This is a genomic window from Bradyrhizobium sp. UFLA05-112 (genome assembly GCF_053572325.1).
This window is the reverse complement of the sequence record NZ_JBANBK010000037.1, coordinates 13,724-27,732: the sequence shown is the minus strand read 5'-3', so window position 1 is coordinate 27,732 and position 14,009 is coordinate 13,724. Positions and strand designations below refer to the sequence as shown.

Here is a 14,009-nt window from a genome sequence, read left to right as displayed (position 1 = left end):
AAAATCTGTGGTTGCGCCCCGATAATTGTTTCCATAGATTTCCAGAAAATTTCTAAACTATTTCTGGGCTGGCTCATGGACTGGCGCATCAAGGCATTGGCGTTCCGGGCGCTCGATCTTCCTGGTGGAGCGCATGCCCATTATTTCCTGCAACGGCATGTGACGCGAAACTGGCCGCGCCCAGTGAAGAGGTTGGATGGCCTGTCAACAGCAGCCAGGCGCCTTTGTGAAGACTACACAAGGCACACCGGCGGACCGCCAACGTCTGTTTTAGAGATCGGCGCAGGCCGGGACTTGGCAGTTCCGTTGACACTGAGAAAGCTCGGTGTTCAGCGCGTTATCGCCAGCGACATCGAGCCGCTCGCAAAGATTGATCTCGTCCAGCATGCGGCGATGCATATTTTACCCAACAGATCCTTCGCTAACTGGGATGAGCTGCGAAGCTTCGGAATTGACTACCGAGCGCCGCATCATGTTTCATCTGCCGATAGTGAGGTTGATTGCACATGTTCCCACGAAGTTCTTGAACATGTCCCGGCCGATCAACTTAAGCCACTTCTTTCGGGGCTCCGCGCTGTCACGAAGGGGCTGACCATCCACTCGATAGATTACAGCGATCATTATGCGAGATCCGATGAGAGCGTATCTCGCTTCAATTTCTTGCGTTACTCAGACACAGAATGGCGTCCGTTCAACAGTGGCAAGCAGTACGTGAATCGCTTGCGGCACAGTGATTACGTTCGCCTATTTGAAGAGGCCGGCTTTACGATACTCGACGCAACAACAATCCCAGGCGAACCAATTAGCGGAGTTGCAGAGCAATTCCTGCGTTATGATCAAGACGATCTTTTCGCGATCAAGGGCCGTATTATCGCGCGACCGGACTGAACAACGTTGTCGCCTGGACCACTACGTTGATCGTTGTTGATAGGCCGGCGCAATGATCGGCGCGCTTTGACCAGCCCACTCGAGACCAAACTCGCGGGCAATGCAGCCGGTCGAAGCGTGCAAGAAACTCGTTTTGCGCACCGATGCACGACGGCAACAATCGGAAATAATCCGCGCTTAGCCCCATTGACCAATTCCCCGCACGAGTGGCAGCACTAGCCGGGTCGCCAGCTATCTTTGCTGGCGACCATCATGGCTCGACGCCTTAAGCTTCATGGCATCAATGAAATATCGCCCCGAAGTAGATGGCCTTCGAGCCATTGCCGTTCTCTCAGTCATCCTGTTCCACGCGGGCTTAAATGCGGTTCCCGGTGGTTACTTAGGCGTCGACATTTTCTTTGTCATCAGTGGGTACCTGATAACGTCCATTATCAGCGCGGAGATGGAGACTGACAGGTTTACATTTGCGCAATTTTACGAAAGGCGGGCGCGGAGAATATTGCCGGCACTCATCGTAGTTGTACTGGCGTGCATCCCGTTCGTCGTCATTTTGATGCTTCCGCGCGAGATACTAGAATTTTCCAAGAGCGTGATTGCCGTAAGTGCGTTCGTATCAAATGTCTATTTTTGGTCCCTGAGTGGCTACTTTGATACTGCAGCCGAACTGAAGCCATTATTGCACACTTGGAGTCTTGGCGTCGAAGAGCAATTCTATCTTGTTTTTCCGATCCTCCTCGGCAGCTCCCTCCGGTTCGGTCGGACCAGGGCCGCGGCGCTGCTTGCTGGAATCGCAGTCGCAAGCCTTGCCTATGCCGAGTGGGGACCTCAGACAAAGGAAGCAACCTTCTTTCTGATTCCGAGCCGCTTTTGGGAATTGCTGATTGGCTCTCTGATCGCGTTGTCCCCAGCTGCAGATCTGCGAACTCGGCTACCAAAGGGGGCGCTTGATTTCTTGGGCTTCATCGGGATCGGATTGATTTGTTGGAGCCTTGTCGACCATGCTGAGCTTCGATATCCCGGCTTTCGCTCTCTGCCTCCTGTGCTTGGGGCCTGCCTCGTAATCCTGTTCGCGACCGCGAAGACCAACATCGGAAGGCTGCTCGGGAGCCAGATACCAGTAGCAATTGGTCGAATTAGTTACAGCGCTTACCTCTGGCACCAGCCTATCTTTGTTTTCGCTAGACTGGACGGCCATGACAGGCCCAGCACCGGTGTGGCTTTGGCACTTACGGCACTGTCGCTCATGCTTGCAGTTTTGACCTACATCTTCATCGAGCAACCGGCCAGAGATCGTAAGCGGCTGAACAGGTCGAGACTTGCTCTGCTTTGCCTCGGAGGGATTTTCTGTCTAACTGGCTTCAGTGTCGCCGCGATTTCCACGGGTGGATTCGAAAAACAGAGCCTCTACTTCAGCGAAACGAATGAGCGACGCCTCTACCAATTGATCATGGACAACGCCGGTCCAGATCTCACTCACGACATGGGTACAAATGGGGATTGCGTCTTCTGGGTACCGAGAATCGACTCTGCGGCCAGTGAACGGATCATTGGCTGTTCGGCGAAGTATGGGCCCGTAACGGTCGTTCTCGGCGATTCCCACGCGATGAACATCTACAATGCACTATACAGAAGCAACTATGGAGGGTCTGTTGTCGGCGTGGCAAATCCCGGCTGCCGGCCTTGGAACAATGACAATCAATGTCCCTACATAGGATTCGATGAATTTCTGAGGGGCCATAAGGAGCTCGTTGGAACCGTTATCGTGCATTTTGCGGGCTCTCATCTGGTGCTCGATGAAAGTGGGCGCGAAGAGCCTAGCGACGTGCTGAGATTTGGGGGCAAGTATCACTTTAACGACGGTGCAATCGACACCACGATCGACTACCTGCAAGCCATGTCCAAATTGACCAACGTAATTTGGTTGGGTCCATTTGTCGAAGCGAGAGTTAACTTCAACGATCTTGAGAGTATGAAGCGGGTTGCGAAGGCAGGCTTCCCTCTTAACCGAGTGTCAGTGGATATCTTTTCTGCACTCGAGAAAAGAATTCGTGACAGTGTCGCCCGACAACGAAGAGATTTCCACTATCTGTCTTTCTTCGACGTTGTCCGGCCGGACGCTATGAGGCTGCTAGAAGGCAATTGTCTGACGTACAGAGATGCGGATCATTTGAGCGTCTGCGGGGAGCTCATTATCGGTGAAAAGCTAAAAGCTGCCCTTCCAGCAGTCGCGTCATTTCCCCTTCGCCATTAGTCCGATCAGTCAACGATCGGATGACCGCGAGATATCAAGCCCGACACTCGGTACCTCAATAGCTGCCGCCGAGATTGTCGGTAACCGAACAGACAATTCCGAACGTATCAGCCACACTGTCGTGATCCGGGATTTTGCATCACTCGTCCCGGGGCTGGAGCAACGTCGCCTGCTTTTATTGCAAGCGGGCGGCGTTGTTGTTTAGAGGAGGGCGCCCCGCTCTTCGCGGCTGCTGCATGGTAGTTGTCCGCAATCTCAAGGAGGGCATCCCGGGCTTCAGGCATGGCACTTGCCCACGACCGAGCAACCGCCTCCATCTGCCGGTACTCCGCAGCAAGTCGCCGGGCCCGTGTGGGCTTAAGTGTGGGTAGAAATCCGAAATACTCGAAAATATTCGAGAAAGTGCCGCATTTGAGCGGACTCCGTCTCCGCCAGTCGTGACGTCCAGCCTCCGTTACAAATCCCCCGCACAATATAAGTCCAAGGTTAGTCCGGCCGCGGCGGCAGCTCGTCCCCCGCGAAATCGCACTTTGTCTTTGGCTTGGCCTGGTGCGCCCAACGGTCGAACGGCGCGGCGACGAGACCATCCAGCATCCATTCCGAGTCGGTTGCCGATTCTTCGATTCGCGTGCGTCGCAAGGGCGTCACGGAGAGCTGGCACGGCCGCCGCTTCACGGCGAAGAATTTGGTGGCATTTGGAACCGTTTCAAAAACGGCATGGAAAACAAATACTTACAAACGCGCCGCGATCACATCCACGTGTTATTTGTGCAACACCCGTTGGAAAACGCGCTTCGTAGGGCCGGTCTGGAGCGTTCTTTTGTTGTGTGTGCAAGGACGTTCGGTAATTGTGACCGGGCGACGGAGGGGGGCATCCCGAGGTCGTCCCGTTTTAGGTGGTTCGCTTAAGTCCCTCGCGTTCATGCGGGTGTGTCCGAAGGCGCGAAGCGGCTAGGCGGTGATTTGAAACGGGAATGGGAAATTGGCCATCCGGTCAGTGACCTTCCCTGAAGAGCAACTTGGAGGTTTAACATGAAGTTGGTTAAGAGCCTTTTGCTCGGCTCAGCGGCGGGTCTGATCGCCGTGGGCGGAGCACAGGCAGCCGATCTCCCCGTGAAGGCCAAAGCGGTCGAATACGTGAAGATCTGCTCCCTGTACGGTGCCGGATTCTACTACATGCCGGGCACTGACACCTGCATCAAGTTCGGCGGCTATCTGCGCGCCGATGCCTGGGCCCTCGGTGGCGACTACGGCTTCCGTCAAGGCGCGAACCAGGGTTCGAACAACCGTCTGACCAACTACTGGGGCAGCCGCGCCCGTATGGACTTCACGGTCGATACGCGTACGGCCACCGAGTACGGCGTGGTTCGCACCTACGCTGATATGGTCTTCACCTGGGATACGACCTCGGTCACCGGCAGCAACCCGTCGACGTTCTCAACCGGCAGCGCCTCGCTCGGTCTCTACCACGCGTTCATCCAGTTCGCTGGCTTCACCTTCGGCCGCACGGTCTCGATCTTCGACGCACCGTGGCAGAGCTATCCGGCTGGCGGTCCCGATACCATTCCGGGCGGCTCCAACCACGTCACCGGCGTGAACCAGGTCGCTTACACGGCTGATTTCGGTCAGGGCATCACCGCTTCGGTGGCGTTGCAGGATGAAACGACTTCGGCAGGTGGCGAGTCGAACCTCTGGAACCTGTCGGGTGCGACTGCAGCCAACATGGTTCAGGGTATCTACGGCAACAACGATTGGGGTGGAACGCGTGTTCCCGACCTCGTCGGTGCGATCCGCGTCGACCAGGCTTGGGGTCTGGCCCAGTTGTCGGTTGTTGGACATAACCTCCATGCCGCCTACTACGGCCTGACTGAGCCGACCGGTCACCCCGACGACAAGTGGGGCTGGGCAGTTCAGGGTTCGTTGTCGATCAAGAACATCCCGACCGGACCTGGCGACTCCATCAACTTGCAGGCCGTCTACACGGATGGCGCGTCTCGCTACAACTTCCAGAGCCTGTTCCCGCAGACGTTCTTTATGTACAGCGGCAGCGGCATTGGCGCCTACCAGGGCCTCGGGATCGCCGGCATTGCTGATGGCGTCTTCGTCAACGGCTCAGGTATCGAGACCGTCAAGACTTGGGGCTTCCGTGGTGGCTACACCCACAACTGGAACCCGAACTGGGCCAGCGCCATCTACGGCGGTTACGGCGCAGTGCAATACGGTGGCGGTGGCAAGACCGCGATCTGTGCCAACATGGTTGGGCTCCTCGGCTTGACCGGCAACTGCAACCCGGACTTCAACTTCGCAGTGATCGGTGTCAACACCGTGTGGACCCCGGTCAAGAACCTGGCCTTCACGGCGGACGTCAACTGGTCGCGTCTGGACCAGAAGTACTCTGGCGTCATCGCGAGCCCGGGCGTTCCTGCGGCTGCCAAGCCGGCAGCTCTGTATGAGATGAAGGACCAGGACTCGGTCTCCCTGCTCCTCCGCGCTCAGCGCAACTTCTAAGATCGATCTTTCGACCGATCAGAGAACCCCGGCGGGAAACCGCCGGGGTTTTTCTTTGCTGGTGTTGCGGCCTATATTGGCTCGACCGAGCCGGCTTTCTCGAGGGGGAGCGGCATTGAAGTCTTCAGCGTGAGTTGCGGTTCGACCATTCGAACGGGAGCGGTGATTGGCGCGCTTGGCGCAGCGATCGTCGCTGCCATAGGCTTTGCACATGCCCAAGGCGCCGGTGGCATGGGAGGGGGCTCGGACAGCATTGATCCGGGAGCAGGCGCCGGTGGCCCACCTCGGCCCGTAGTTAGCTCGCCTGGCGGGCCGCAAAAGGGTGCAATTCAGCCAGGTCGCCGAGACGATCCTGCCCATCGTCGACCTCGCCGACTCGTCCGGTAGAACAGCGCGCCGCCCAAGAGATTGCCCGTCGTGAACGCTGCCTATGATCGATCATTCGGCCGATCAGAGAGAGAATCCGACGAGCAGCCACCTGGGTTTTTCTCGCGGATGTTGCGGGGTATATTGGCTCGAACGTAACGGCTTCTTTCCGAGGAAAGCAGCGGAGTTGGAGATACGACTGTGAGCAGTTGGACAATTCGGACGAAAGCGATGATGGGCGTGCTCGGCGCGGCGATCGTGGCCGGCGCGACGATCCTCGCTCCTGCGCCAGCCACGGCCGAACGCTACGATCCCAGATATCCCGTCTGCCTCCAGAAGTGGGAGTGGGGTGGCAGCAGTACGATGTACTGCAACTACCCGTCCTGGGAGGCGTGCAAGGCGGCTGCAGCGGGGTTGTCGGCCATGTGCATGGACAACCCATACTGGTCGCAGTCGGCGACAACTGGCGTTGCCCGCCCGTACGCACCCGCGGGCAGGCCCATTCCGGTCAGGTGACGATGGAATTCGTGGCGCTTGGATTGCCGGCGCGGCTCGCTAGTCTCGCGGAGCTAGTTCGCGCGCGTCGAGCTACCGGTCGCGATACCTGACAGCATCAAAGCCATCGATATCGATGCGCAGATCACGCGAAACATGACATGCCTCTGGGGGCATGGCGTCGACGAATTGATGCGCGGCGTTGCCAGCTATGACGCCGCGCCGATGGCTTGGCAGCTCTTCTTGGACCGCGCCTCGATCGCGGAGGGGCGGTAAGCCACGAGTCCTCGGCTCATGCCGTTCCCGATTTCGGAAGGCTATCTGGGGTGCGAGTACCTGTCCCGCCTCGGACCCGGGTGTTGAGATCCGCCTGCGGAGTTGGATGTTCCGGCTCCAGCTCCGGCGCCCGCCGAGCTGCCGGTGGTCCCGCTCGTACCCATACCGCCAGCTCCGGCACCAGGTCCAGCGCTGCTGGCTCCGCCACTGCCCGAGCCTGTTCCACCAGCACCTGCGGACCCACCACTTCCGCCGGCTCCTTGCGCGAACGCCGGAGCAATCGACGTACTGGCGAGCAGTGCCGCAACCATTGCCATGAAGACCTTATTCCGCATGCCGTACTCCCGTTGATTTGACGGCAGGCTAATGACTCGCAGGCGGACACGTTCCTAAACGGAAATGCGGCTGCGATCCGCTTGATTGCAGCGGACGAGATGACGGGAACACGTTCAACGCAGAGCCGCGCAGTTACTCGACGCTGCCGGTCGTGCCTCTGTGCAGGTCGGCGTCAATTTGCAGCCGAGAGCCGCCACCGAAGCGCGCGCGATAAACTTGAAGGTTCTCCATGATGCGCTGCACGTAGTTGCGCGTTTCGGAGAACGGAATCAGCTCGACCCAGTCGACCGCGTCGATCCTGGATTCGCGCGGATCGCCGTAGCGCTCGACCCACTTCTTCACGCTGCCGCGGCCGGCATTATAGGCGGCGAAGGTCATGATGTAGGAGCCGCGGTAGTCCTCGAGCAGACCGCCGAGTTCGGCCGCGCCAAGCGTGGCGTTGTAGACCGAATCGTTCTTCAGTCGCGACAGGTCGTAGGTCGCCCCGTGCCGCTTGCAGACGTAGCGCGCAGCGTCCGGCGTCACCTGCATCAGCCCGTAGGCCTGCGCCGGCGATACCACCGCCGGATTAAACGCGCTTTCCTGCCGCGCGATCGCGTAGACGATGCTGCGCTCGACCTCGGGCCCGATCTGGCTGAACTGCGGGATGCCGTTGACCGGATAGGCGTAGAAGTCGAAGGGCAGCCCGCGGTTGAGCGCGGCCTTGCCGACCAGCAGCATGCCGCGGGCGTCGCTGTAGCGCTGGGTCAGCTCGCCGAGGCCGGCAAGTGCTTCGGGGTCGCCGTTCTCGCCCATGTCGGCGAGCATGGGGATCGCGATCTCGCGCTCGTCGAGTTCGTAGAGCAGTTGCGCCGCGCGCACGATCTCGAGCCGCTCGGCGCCGCGTCCGCGCGGCGCGCTGTTGAGCTCGATCTGCGGCAGGCCGAGTTTTGCCCGCGCAAGCTGGCCATAGTAGCTCGTCGACTGCTCGGCCGCGCGTGCATAGGCGTTGCGTGCTTCCTGCTGGCGGCCCGTCGCTTCCGCCGCGCGGCCCTGCCAATAGCCGGCGCGCGCCAGCGTGGTCGGGTTGACGCTGCCGACGCCAATGCGGGCAAAGTGCTGGGCGGCGGCCGCTGGATCATTGAGAAAGCGCAGTGCGATCCAGCCCGCGGTGAACTCCTGCTCGGTCTTGTAGATGTCGCGCGAGGGCAGGGCCGCGTCGCGCGCGATCAGATAGGCGCTGCGGAATTCCTCGGTGTCGATCATCTTGCGCGCGATCAGGCGCCGCTCGATCCACCATTCGTCGAGATTGTAGAGCCGGTTCGGGTCCTTCGGCGCCGACAGCATCAGTTGCGCAGCTTCCGCGAACTTCTCTTCGCGGCGCAAAAGCTGGATCTTGCTGAAGATGAAGCCGGGATCGCCGTGCAGCTCGTGCGGTACGGCTTCGAGCAAGGCGCGCGTGTTCGGCGCCTTCTTGTAGGAGGCGATGCGTGCCTTGGCGAGCGCCACATAGCCCGCACCGAGCCGCTTGGCTGCGCGCAGCGCGGCCTCGTGCTCGCTGCCATAGAGCAGCGTGTCCATCCGCGCCTTCTGGTCGCCCGGCGTGAGCAGCGCGCCGAACTGGTCGAGCGCGTTGTTCTCCGTCTCTTCCGACATCGGATCGGAGCGCCAGGCCTCGCGCACGAGGCGTTCGGCGTTGGCGCGGTCGCCGCGCGCCAGCATCGCCTTGGCGAGCGAGAAACGGCCCTTGGCGGAGACCGGGGATTCGTTCTCGAACCACGACCAGGCGGCCTGATCCTCGCGCCGGTCGTCCCAGAGCGCGGCTTCGAGGCGGCGGCGCAGGAAGGTCTGCGACGGCCAGCTCGGATTGGCGCTGATGAAAGCGCGGTAGCGCTCGACGCTGGCACCATTGTCGTCGCTGCGCAGGATGATCCATTCGGCGAGTTTTCGCGCGACCGGATCCGAGATCGCAGCCGCGTTGTCGGTGGCATCGCCCGGCCTGTGCTTGCGCACGAGCTCGATGACGTTCTCCAGCGTGTCCTTGTCGGCCTGCGAGGTCGACGAGGTCGCAGCGACCGCAGCCGGCGTGACAGGCTTGCGTGGTGCGGCATGCTGGCGCGTTGCCGGCGCCAGCACGGGGGCGGCGGTTGGTCTGACGGCAGCCGTCGCCGCCGGGGCGGGTGCGGTTTTGGGGGACGAGCTGTTGGCGGTCGGCTGGGATTTTGGCGCAGGTGCCGCGGCCGCAGGCTTGGGCTTGTCCTTTGCGGGTTCCTTGCCGGCATCCTTGACAGGTTTCTTCGCAGCATCCTTGGCCGGTGCGCCAGCCGTTCCCTTGCTAGCGCCGCCCTTGGCCGTGTCCCTGCCAGTTCCCTTGTCCGTTCCCTTGTCGGTTCCCTTGGCTGATTCTTTGGCAGATCCTTTGACGGGGCCCTTCGCGGTATCCTTGGCGGCTGGTTTCGCTGTGTCCTTGGTCCCGTCCGCGGTGGTCTCATTGGACTTGGCCAAGGCCGCGCAACCGACCGAGAGCCCCGCCATCAGGCACACAACCAGGCCGGCGGATCGCCATGTGGCATGGGAAAAGAAGGTCACGGCGTTTCGTCGCCCCGAATCGTTCAAGTGGCTCAAGACCTAGCTGTATTTGATTGAATATGCGGAAAAAATACCAACAGCCGCTTACCGCGGCCGTGTTTGGACCATCACCGCGGCAAAATCGCGGCCTAAACGGTGCGTCACCTCTGACCGGGTCTTTTACCGGCCCATTAGACCCGATATGAAAGAGGCCTCTTTTCAGGCCAGCACGCGTACGGAGGAAGCCCATGGCAGCCAAGACGAAGTTCCGGGGGTCGTTTACCGCCTTGGTCACGCCGTTCAAGAACGGCTCGCTCGACGAGGCTGCGTTCCGCTCGCTGGTCAACTGGCAGATCGCCGAGGGTACCCACGGCCTGGTTCCGGTCGGCACCACCGGCGAGAGCCCGACGCTCAGCCATGACGAGCACAAGAAGGTCGTGGAATGGTGCATCCAGGAGGCCAAGGGGCGCGTGCCCGTGATCGCCGGCGCCGGCTCCAACTCCACCAAGGAAGCCGTCGAGCTCGCCCAGCACGCCGAGAAGGCGGGCGCCAATGCCGTGCTGGTGGTGACGCCTTACTACAACAAGCCGACCCAGGAAGGGCTCTACCAGCACTTCAAGGCGATCAACGATGCGATTGGAATTCCGATCATCATCTACAACATCCCGCCGCGCTCGGTGATCGACATGTCGGTCGACACCATGAAGCGGCTGTGGGATCTGAAGAACATCGCCGGCGTCAAGGATGCCACCGCCAGCATGGTGCGGGTGTCGCAGCAGCGCGCCGCGATGGGCGAGGATTTCAACCAGCTCTCGGGCGAGGACGCGACCGTGCTCGGTTACATGGCGCATGGCGGCCACGGCTGCATCTCGGTGACCTCAAACGTCGCGCCGCGGCTGTGCTCGGAATTCCACATCGCCTGGCAGAAGGGCGACCATGCAACCGCCTTAAAGTTGCACGACAAGTTGATGCCACTGCACAACAACCTCTTCATCGAGAGCAATCCGGCGCCGATCAAATATGCACTTTCGCTGCTCGGCAAGATGGACGAGACGCTCCGGCTGCCGATGGTGCCGGTGTCAGAGCCGACCCGCGTCGCGGTGCGCAGCGCCATGGTCCATGCCGGCCTGATCAACTGACGCCTTAGCCAATCGGGGAGCTTTTCATGAGCGTCGAGGAAAAGGGCATGCAGATGCTCAAGGAGTTCCGCGAGTTTGCGATGAAGGGCAACGTCGTCGACCTCGCGGTCGGCGTCATCATCGGCGCAGCGTTCGGTGCCATCGTGAACTCGCTGGTCGGCGACGTGATCATGCCGATCATCGGCGCGGCCACCGGAGGACTCGACTTCTCCAACTACTTTACGCCGCTGTCGAAGGCGGTCAGCGCCGGCAATCTTGCAGACGCGAAAAAGCAGGGCGCCGTCTTGGCTTGGGGCAGCTTCCTCACGCTGACGATCAACTTCATCATCGTTGCCTTCGTGCTGTTTCTGGTGATCCGCGCCATGAACAAGTTGAAGCGCAAGGAGGAGGCTGCGCCTACCGCTCCCGCGAAGCCGTCGGCCGAAGTCGAACTGCTGACCGAGATCCGCGATCTCCTCAAGAAGTCTTGACGCGCGCCCTTCATCCAAACTGTTAGCGTGCGCGCGCATACTGCTCAGTTTTTTCTGCCAGGTTTTTGACTACAATGGCCGACAAGAACGAACGCCCCATCAAGGTCATGGCGGAAAATCGCAAGGCCCGGTTCAATTATGCGATCGAGGATACGGTCGAGGCGGGCATTGCGCTGACCGGCACCGAGGTCAAATCGATCCGCAACGGAAAGAGCACGATCGCGGAATCCTACGCCGATTCGAAAAACGGCGAGATCTGGCTGATCAACGCCACCATTCCCGAATATCTCCAGGGCAACCGCTTCAACCACGAGCCCAAGCGGCCGCGAAAACTGCTGCTCCATCGCCGACAGATCAACAAGCTGATCGGCGCGGTCGACCGCGAAGGCATGACGCTGATCCCGCTCAAGCTTTACTTCAACGAGCGCGGGCGGGCGAAGCTTCAGCTTGCGGTCGCAAAGGGCAAGAAGCTGCACGACAAGCGCGAGAGCGAGAAGAAGCGCGACTGGGGCCGGGAGAAGGGCCGGCTGATGCGGGCGAGGGGATGAGGTGATGAACCAGAGAAACCTGCTCGAGGTCGACTGGAGCAAAATTCCCGCGCCGGCGGATGATGGCGGCGCGGCGCATCTGACGGGCATGATGTTCCCGCCGATCAGTTTGCGCGCGACCGACGATACGTCAGTGACGCTGTCGGCGCTGCGCGGCCGCACCGTGGTGTTCGGCTATCCGCGCACCGGCGAGCCGGGCAAGATCGCGCTGGTCGACGATTGGGACATGATCCCCGGCGCGCGCGGCTGCACGCCGCAGACCTGCGCGTTCCGCGATCTCTTCGCCGAGTTGAAGGCAGCCGGCGCGTCCCATGTGTTCGGACTCTCGACCCAGAGCAATGACTACCAGGCCGAGATGGCCTCGCGCTTGCACTTGCCGTTTCCGGTGCTGTCAGACGAGAAGCTCGAACTGACCCGTGCGCTCAAGCTGCCGACGATGGAGGTTGCCGGGTTGACGCTGATCAAGCGCCTTGCGCTGATCATCGACGACGCGAAGATTACGCACGTATTCTACCCGGTCTTTCCGCCGGATCGGAACGCCGGCGACGTGCTGGGCTGGCTGAAGGCCAATCCAGTGAAGGCCTAAGAGCATGATCCGCAAAAGTGTGAAGCGGTTTTCCCTCGCGACAACCGCGGAGCGTTTGCGCGAAAGATCCTGCTCAAACAACAACCTGAACCGCGATGACGATGCGTCCTAGTCTCATCGCGCTTTAGTCGAGATCGGCCTTCACCTTCGAAAACACCTTGCGGAACATGTCCGGCGTGAGCACGCCGGTGTTCGTGTTGTAGCGGGAGCAGTGATAGCTGTCGTACAGCCGGAGTGCGCCCGCCTGGTGCACAGCGCCGTGACCGAACGGCGCCTGCGCGCCTTTCAGGCCCAGCGGCTTCAGCACGGTATCGTGCGCAATTCGTCCCAGCGCGACGATGGCACGCAGGTTCGGCATCGTCTCGAGATTCGCGGCGAGGAAGCGGCGGCAGGTGTTGATCTCTGCCGGCAGCGGCTTGTTCTGCGGCGGCACGCAGTGCACCGCATTGGCGATCCGGCAGTCAACCAGCTTCAGGCCGTCGTCGGGCCGTGCCCGATAGGTCCCCTTGGCAAATCCGTATTCGATCAGCGTTGCGTAGAGCAGGTCACCGGCATAGTCGCCCGTGAATGGGCGCCCCGTGCGGTTGGCGCCCTGCATCCCGGGTGCGAGACCGACGATCAAGAGGCGTGCCTTGACGTCGCCGAACGGCGCAACCGGCGCGTTGTGCCAGGACGGCTCGCGTGTCCGGTTCGCCTCGCGAAAGGCCACCAGACGCGGACAGAGCGGGCAGTCACGGTCGGGTACGACGGTGGGGGCCTGGCGGCTTAACCGGGGCGCTTCACTCGTCGAAGTCGTCATCGCCCCTCGGCGCCATCGTGGTCGCGCGCTGGAGGAATTGCGGGGCGTGATGACGTGCTTCGCGGTCGCCACGCTCGCGCGGAGCAGGGCGTTCGGACGGGTCGCGACCAAGCTTGGACTGGAGCTCGACGAGATCGGTGAAGACGTCGGCCTGGCGGCGCAGCTCGTCGGCGATCATCGGCGGCTGGCTGGCAATGGTGGAGATGACGGTGACGCGCACGCCGCGGCGCTGTACGGCCTCGACCAGCGAGCGGAAATCGCCGTCACCGGAGAACAGCACCATCTGGTCAATGTGCTCGGCGAGTTCCATGGCGTCTACCGCGAGCTCGATATCCATGTTGCCCTTGACCTTGCGGCGGCCGCTGGCGTCGATGAATTCCTTCGTGGCCTTGGTGACGACGGTGTAGCCGTTGTAGTCGAGCCAGTCGATGAGGGGACGTATCGAAGAGTATTCCTGATCCTCGATGATGGCGGTGTAGTAGAAAGCGCGCAGAAGCGTCCCCCGGCTCTGGAATTCCTTCAGCAGGCGCTTGTAGTCGATATCGAAGCCCAGCGTTTTTGCCGTCGCGTACAGATTGGCTCCATCGATGAAGAGCGCGATCTTGTTGGTTGGAGAAGGTGACATTCAGTTGCTCGCGTAGTGTTCGTGTTCAATCGTTTTATTGTTGGCGCGACGGCAGCAATCCGCGCAGGTCAAGAAGCTGCCAAAACCCGTCGAAACCGTAAATCCGGAGAATTCAGGGCAAACCAAGGTATAGTTGTGGCGGTCGGCCCGTCCGGCGCCGCCCTCCTTGGCGACC

11 protein-coding genes are annotated in these 14,009 nt (G+C 60.9%); 8 read left to right on the top strand and 3 right to left on the bottom strand.

What is annotated here, in order from left to right; translation table 11 throughout:
* The first annotated feature begins 75 nt into the window (after nucleotides 1-75).
* From SO180_RS21655 to SO180_RS21640, 4 genes are all read left to right on the top strand, one after another.
* The gene (locus SO180_RS21655) at nucleotides 76-888 is read left to right on the top strand and encodes a class I SAM-dependent methyltransferase (RefSeq protein WP_449380861.1); all 813 of its coding nucleotides are present in this window, start codon (nucleotides 76-78) and stop codon (nucleotides 886-888) included.
* 283 nt (nucleotides 889-1,171) lie between these two features.
* On the top strand, nucleotides 1,172-3,139 hold the full coding sequence (locus tag SO180_RS21650) for an acyltransferase family protein (protein ID WP_449380860.1): 1,968 nt from the start codon (nucleotides 1,172-1,174) through the stop codon (nucleotides 3,137-3,139).
* A 1,032-nt stretch (nucleotides 3,140-4,171) separates the two neighbouring features.
* Entirely contained in the window at nucleotides 4,172-5,647 is a 1,476-nt protein-coding gene (locus SO180_RS21645; protein ID WP_449380859.1) for a porin, read from the top strand.
* A gap of 567 nt (nucleotides 5,648-6,214) precedes the next feature.
* Nucleotides 6,215-6,529 carry a DUF3551 domain-containing protein gene (locus tag SO180_RS21640; protein WP_449380858.1) on the top strand — a complete coding sequence of 105 codons (315 nt, stop codon included), beginning with the start codon at nucleotides 6,215-6,217 and terminating at the stop codon, nucleotides 6,527-6,529.
* Between the two features lie 723 nt (nucleotides 6,530-7,252).
* On the opposite strand, the gene SO180_RS21635 is transcribed toward SO180_RS21640, so the two are convergent.
* Nucleotides 7,253-9,634, bottom strand: a complete 2,382-nt coding sequence (locus tag SO180_RS21635) for a lytic transglycosylase domain-containing protein (RefSeq protein WP_449380916.1) — start codon at nucleotides 9,632-9,634, stop codon at nucleotides 7,253-7,255.
* 281 nt (nucleotides 9,635-9,915) lie between these two features.
* Here SO180_RS21635 and dapA point away from each other — a divergent pair, with 281 nt between their 5' ends.
* The 4 genes from dapA (at nucleotide 9,916) to SO180_RS21615 (ending at nucleotide 12,410) form a co-directional block, all read left to right on the top strand.
* Entirely contained in the window at nucleotides 9,916-10,806 is an 891-nt protein-coding gene (dapA, locus tag SO180_RS21630; RefSeq protein ID WP_449380857.1) for a 4-hydroxy-tetrahydrodipicolinate synthase, read from the top strand.
* Between the two features lie 53 nt (nucleotides 10,807-10,859).
* A complete protein-coding gene (mscL, locus tag SO180_RS21625; protein WP_449380915.1) occupies nucleotides 10,860-11,276 on the top strand; it encodes a large conductance mechanosensitive channel protein MscL in 417 nt (138 codons plus the stop codon).
* Nucleotides 11,277-11,350: 74 nt separating this feature from the next.
* A complete protein-coding gene (gene smpB, locus SO180_RS21620; protein WP_449380856.1) occupies nucleotides 11,351-11,824 on the top strand; it encodes an SsrA-binding protein SmpB in 474 nt (157 codons plus the stop codon).
* Between the two features lie 4 nt (nucleotides 11,825-11,828).
* On the top strand, nucleotides 11,829-12,410 hold the full coding sequence (locus SO180_RS21615) for a peroxiredoxin (protein ID WP_449380855.1): 582 nt from the start codon (nucleotides 11,829-11,831) through the stop codon (nucleotides 12,408-12,410).
* Nucleotides 12,411-12,534: 124 nt separating this feature from the next.
* On the opposite strand, the gene SO180_RS21610 is transcribed toward SO180_RS21615, so the two are convergent.
* Both SO180_RS21610 and SO180_RS21605 read right to left on the bottom strand, forming a co-directional pair.
* The gene (locus tag SO180_RS21610) at nucleotides 12,535-13,209 is read right to left on the bottom strand and encodes a uracil-DNA glycosylase (protein ID WP_449380854.1); all 675 of its coding nucleotides are present in this window, start codon (nucleotides 13,207-13,209) and stop codon (nucleotides 12,535-12,537) included.
* Nucleotides 13,190-13,834 carry a LabA-like NYN domain-containing protein gene (locus tag SO180_RS21605; protein ID WP_254095709.1) on the bottom strand — a complete coding sequence of 215 codons (645 nt, stop codon included), beginning with the start codon at nucleotides 13,832-13,834 and terminating at the stop codon, nucleotides 13,190-13,192. The genes SO180_RS21610 and SO180_RS21605 overlap by 20 nt, the downstream gene beginning before the upstream one ends.
* Nucleotides 13,835-14,009: the final 175 nt, after the last annotated feature.

What these genes read in the sequence shown, in the direction of transcription:
- SO180_RS21655 (WP_449380861.1), top strand. Translation starts at nt 76, where the DNA reads ATGGACTGGCGCATCAAGGCATTGGCGTTCCGGGCGCTCGATCTTCCT.
- SO180_RS21650 (WP_449380860.1), top strand. Translation starts at nt 1,172, where the DNA reads ATGAAATATCGCCCCGAAGTAGATGGCCTTCGAGCCATTGCCGTTCTC.
- SO180_RS21645 (WP_449380859.1), top strand. Translation starts at nt 4,172, where the DNA reads ATGAAGTTGGTTAAGAGCCTTTTGCTCGGCTCAGCGGCGGGTCTGATC.
- SO180_RS21635 (WP_449380916.1), bottom strand. Translation starts at nt 9,634, where the DNA reads ATGGCGGGGCTCTCGGTCGGTTGCGCGGCCTTGGCCAAGTCCAATGAG.
- dapA (WP_449380857.1), top strand. Translation starts at nt 9,916, where the DNA reads ATGGCAGCCAAGACGAAGTTCCGGGGGTCGTTTACCGCCTTGGTCACG.
- mscL (WP_449380915.1), top strand. Translation starts at nt 10,860, where the DNA reads ATGCTCAAGGAGTTCCGCGAGTTTGCGATGAAGGGCAACGTCGTCGAC.
- smpB (WP_449380856.1), top strand. Translation starts at nt 11,351, where the DNA reads ATGGCCGACAAGAACGAACGCCCCATCAAGGTCATGGCGGAAAATCGC.
- SO180_RS21615 (WP_449380855.1), top strand. Translation starts at nt 11,829, where the DNA reads ATGAACCAGAGAAACCTGCTCGAGGTCGACTGGAGCAAAATTCCCGCG.
- SO180_RS21610 (WP_449380854.1), bottom strand. Translation starts at nt 13,209, where the DNA reads ATGACGACTTCGACGAGTGAAGCGCCCCGGTTAAGCCGCCAGGCCCCC.
- SO180_RS21605 (WP_254095709.1), bottom strand. Translation starts at nt 13,834, where the DNA reads ATGTCACCTTCTCCAACCAACAAGATCGCGCTCTTCATCGATGGAGCC.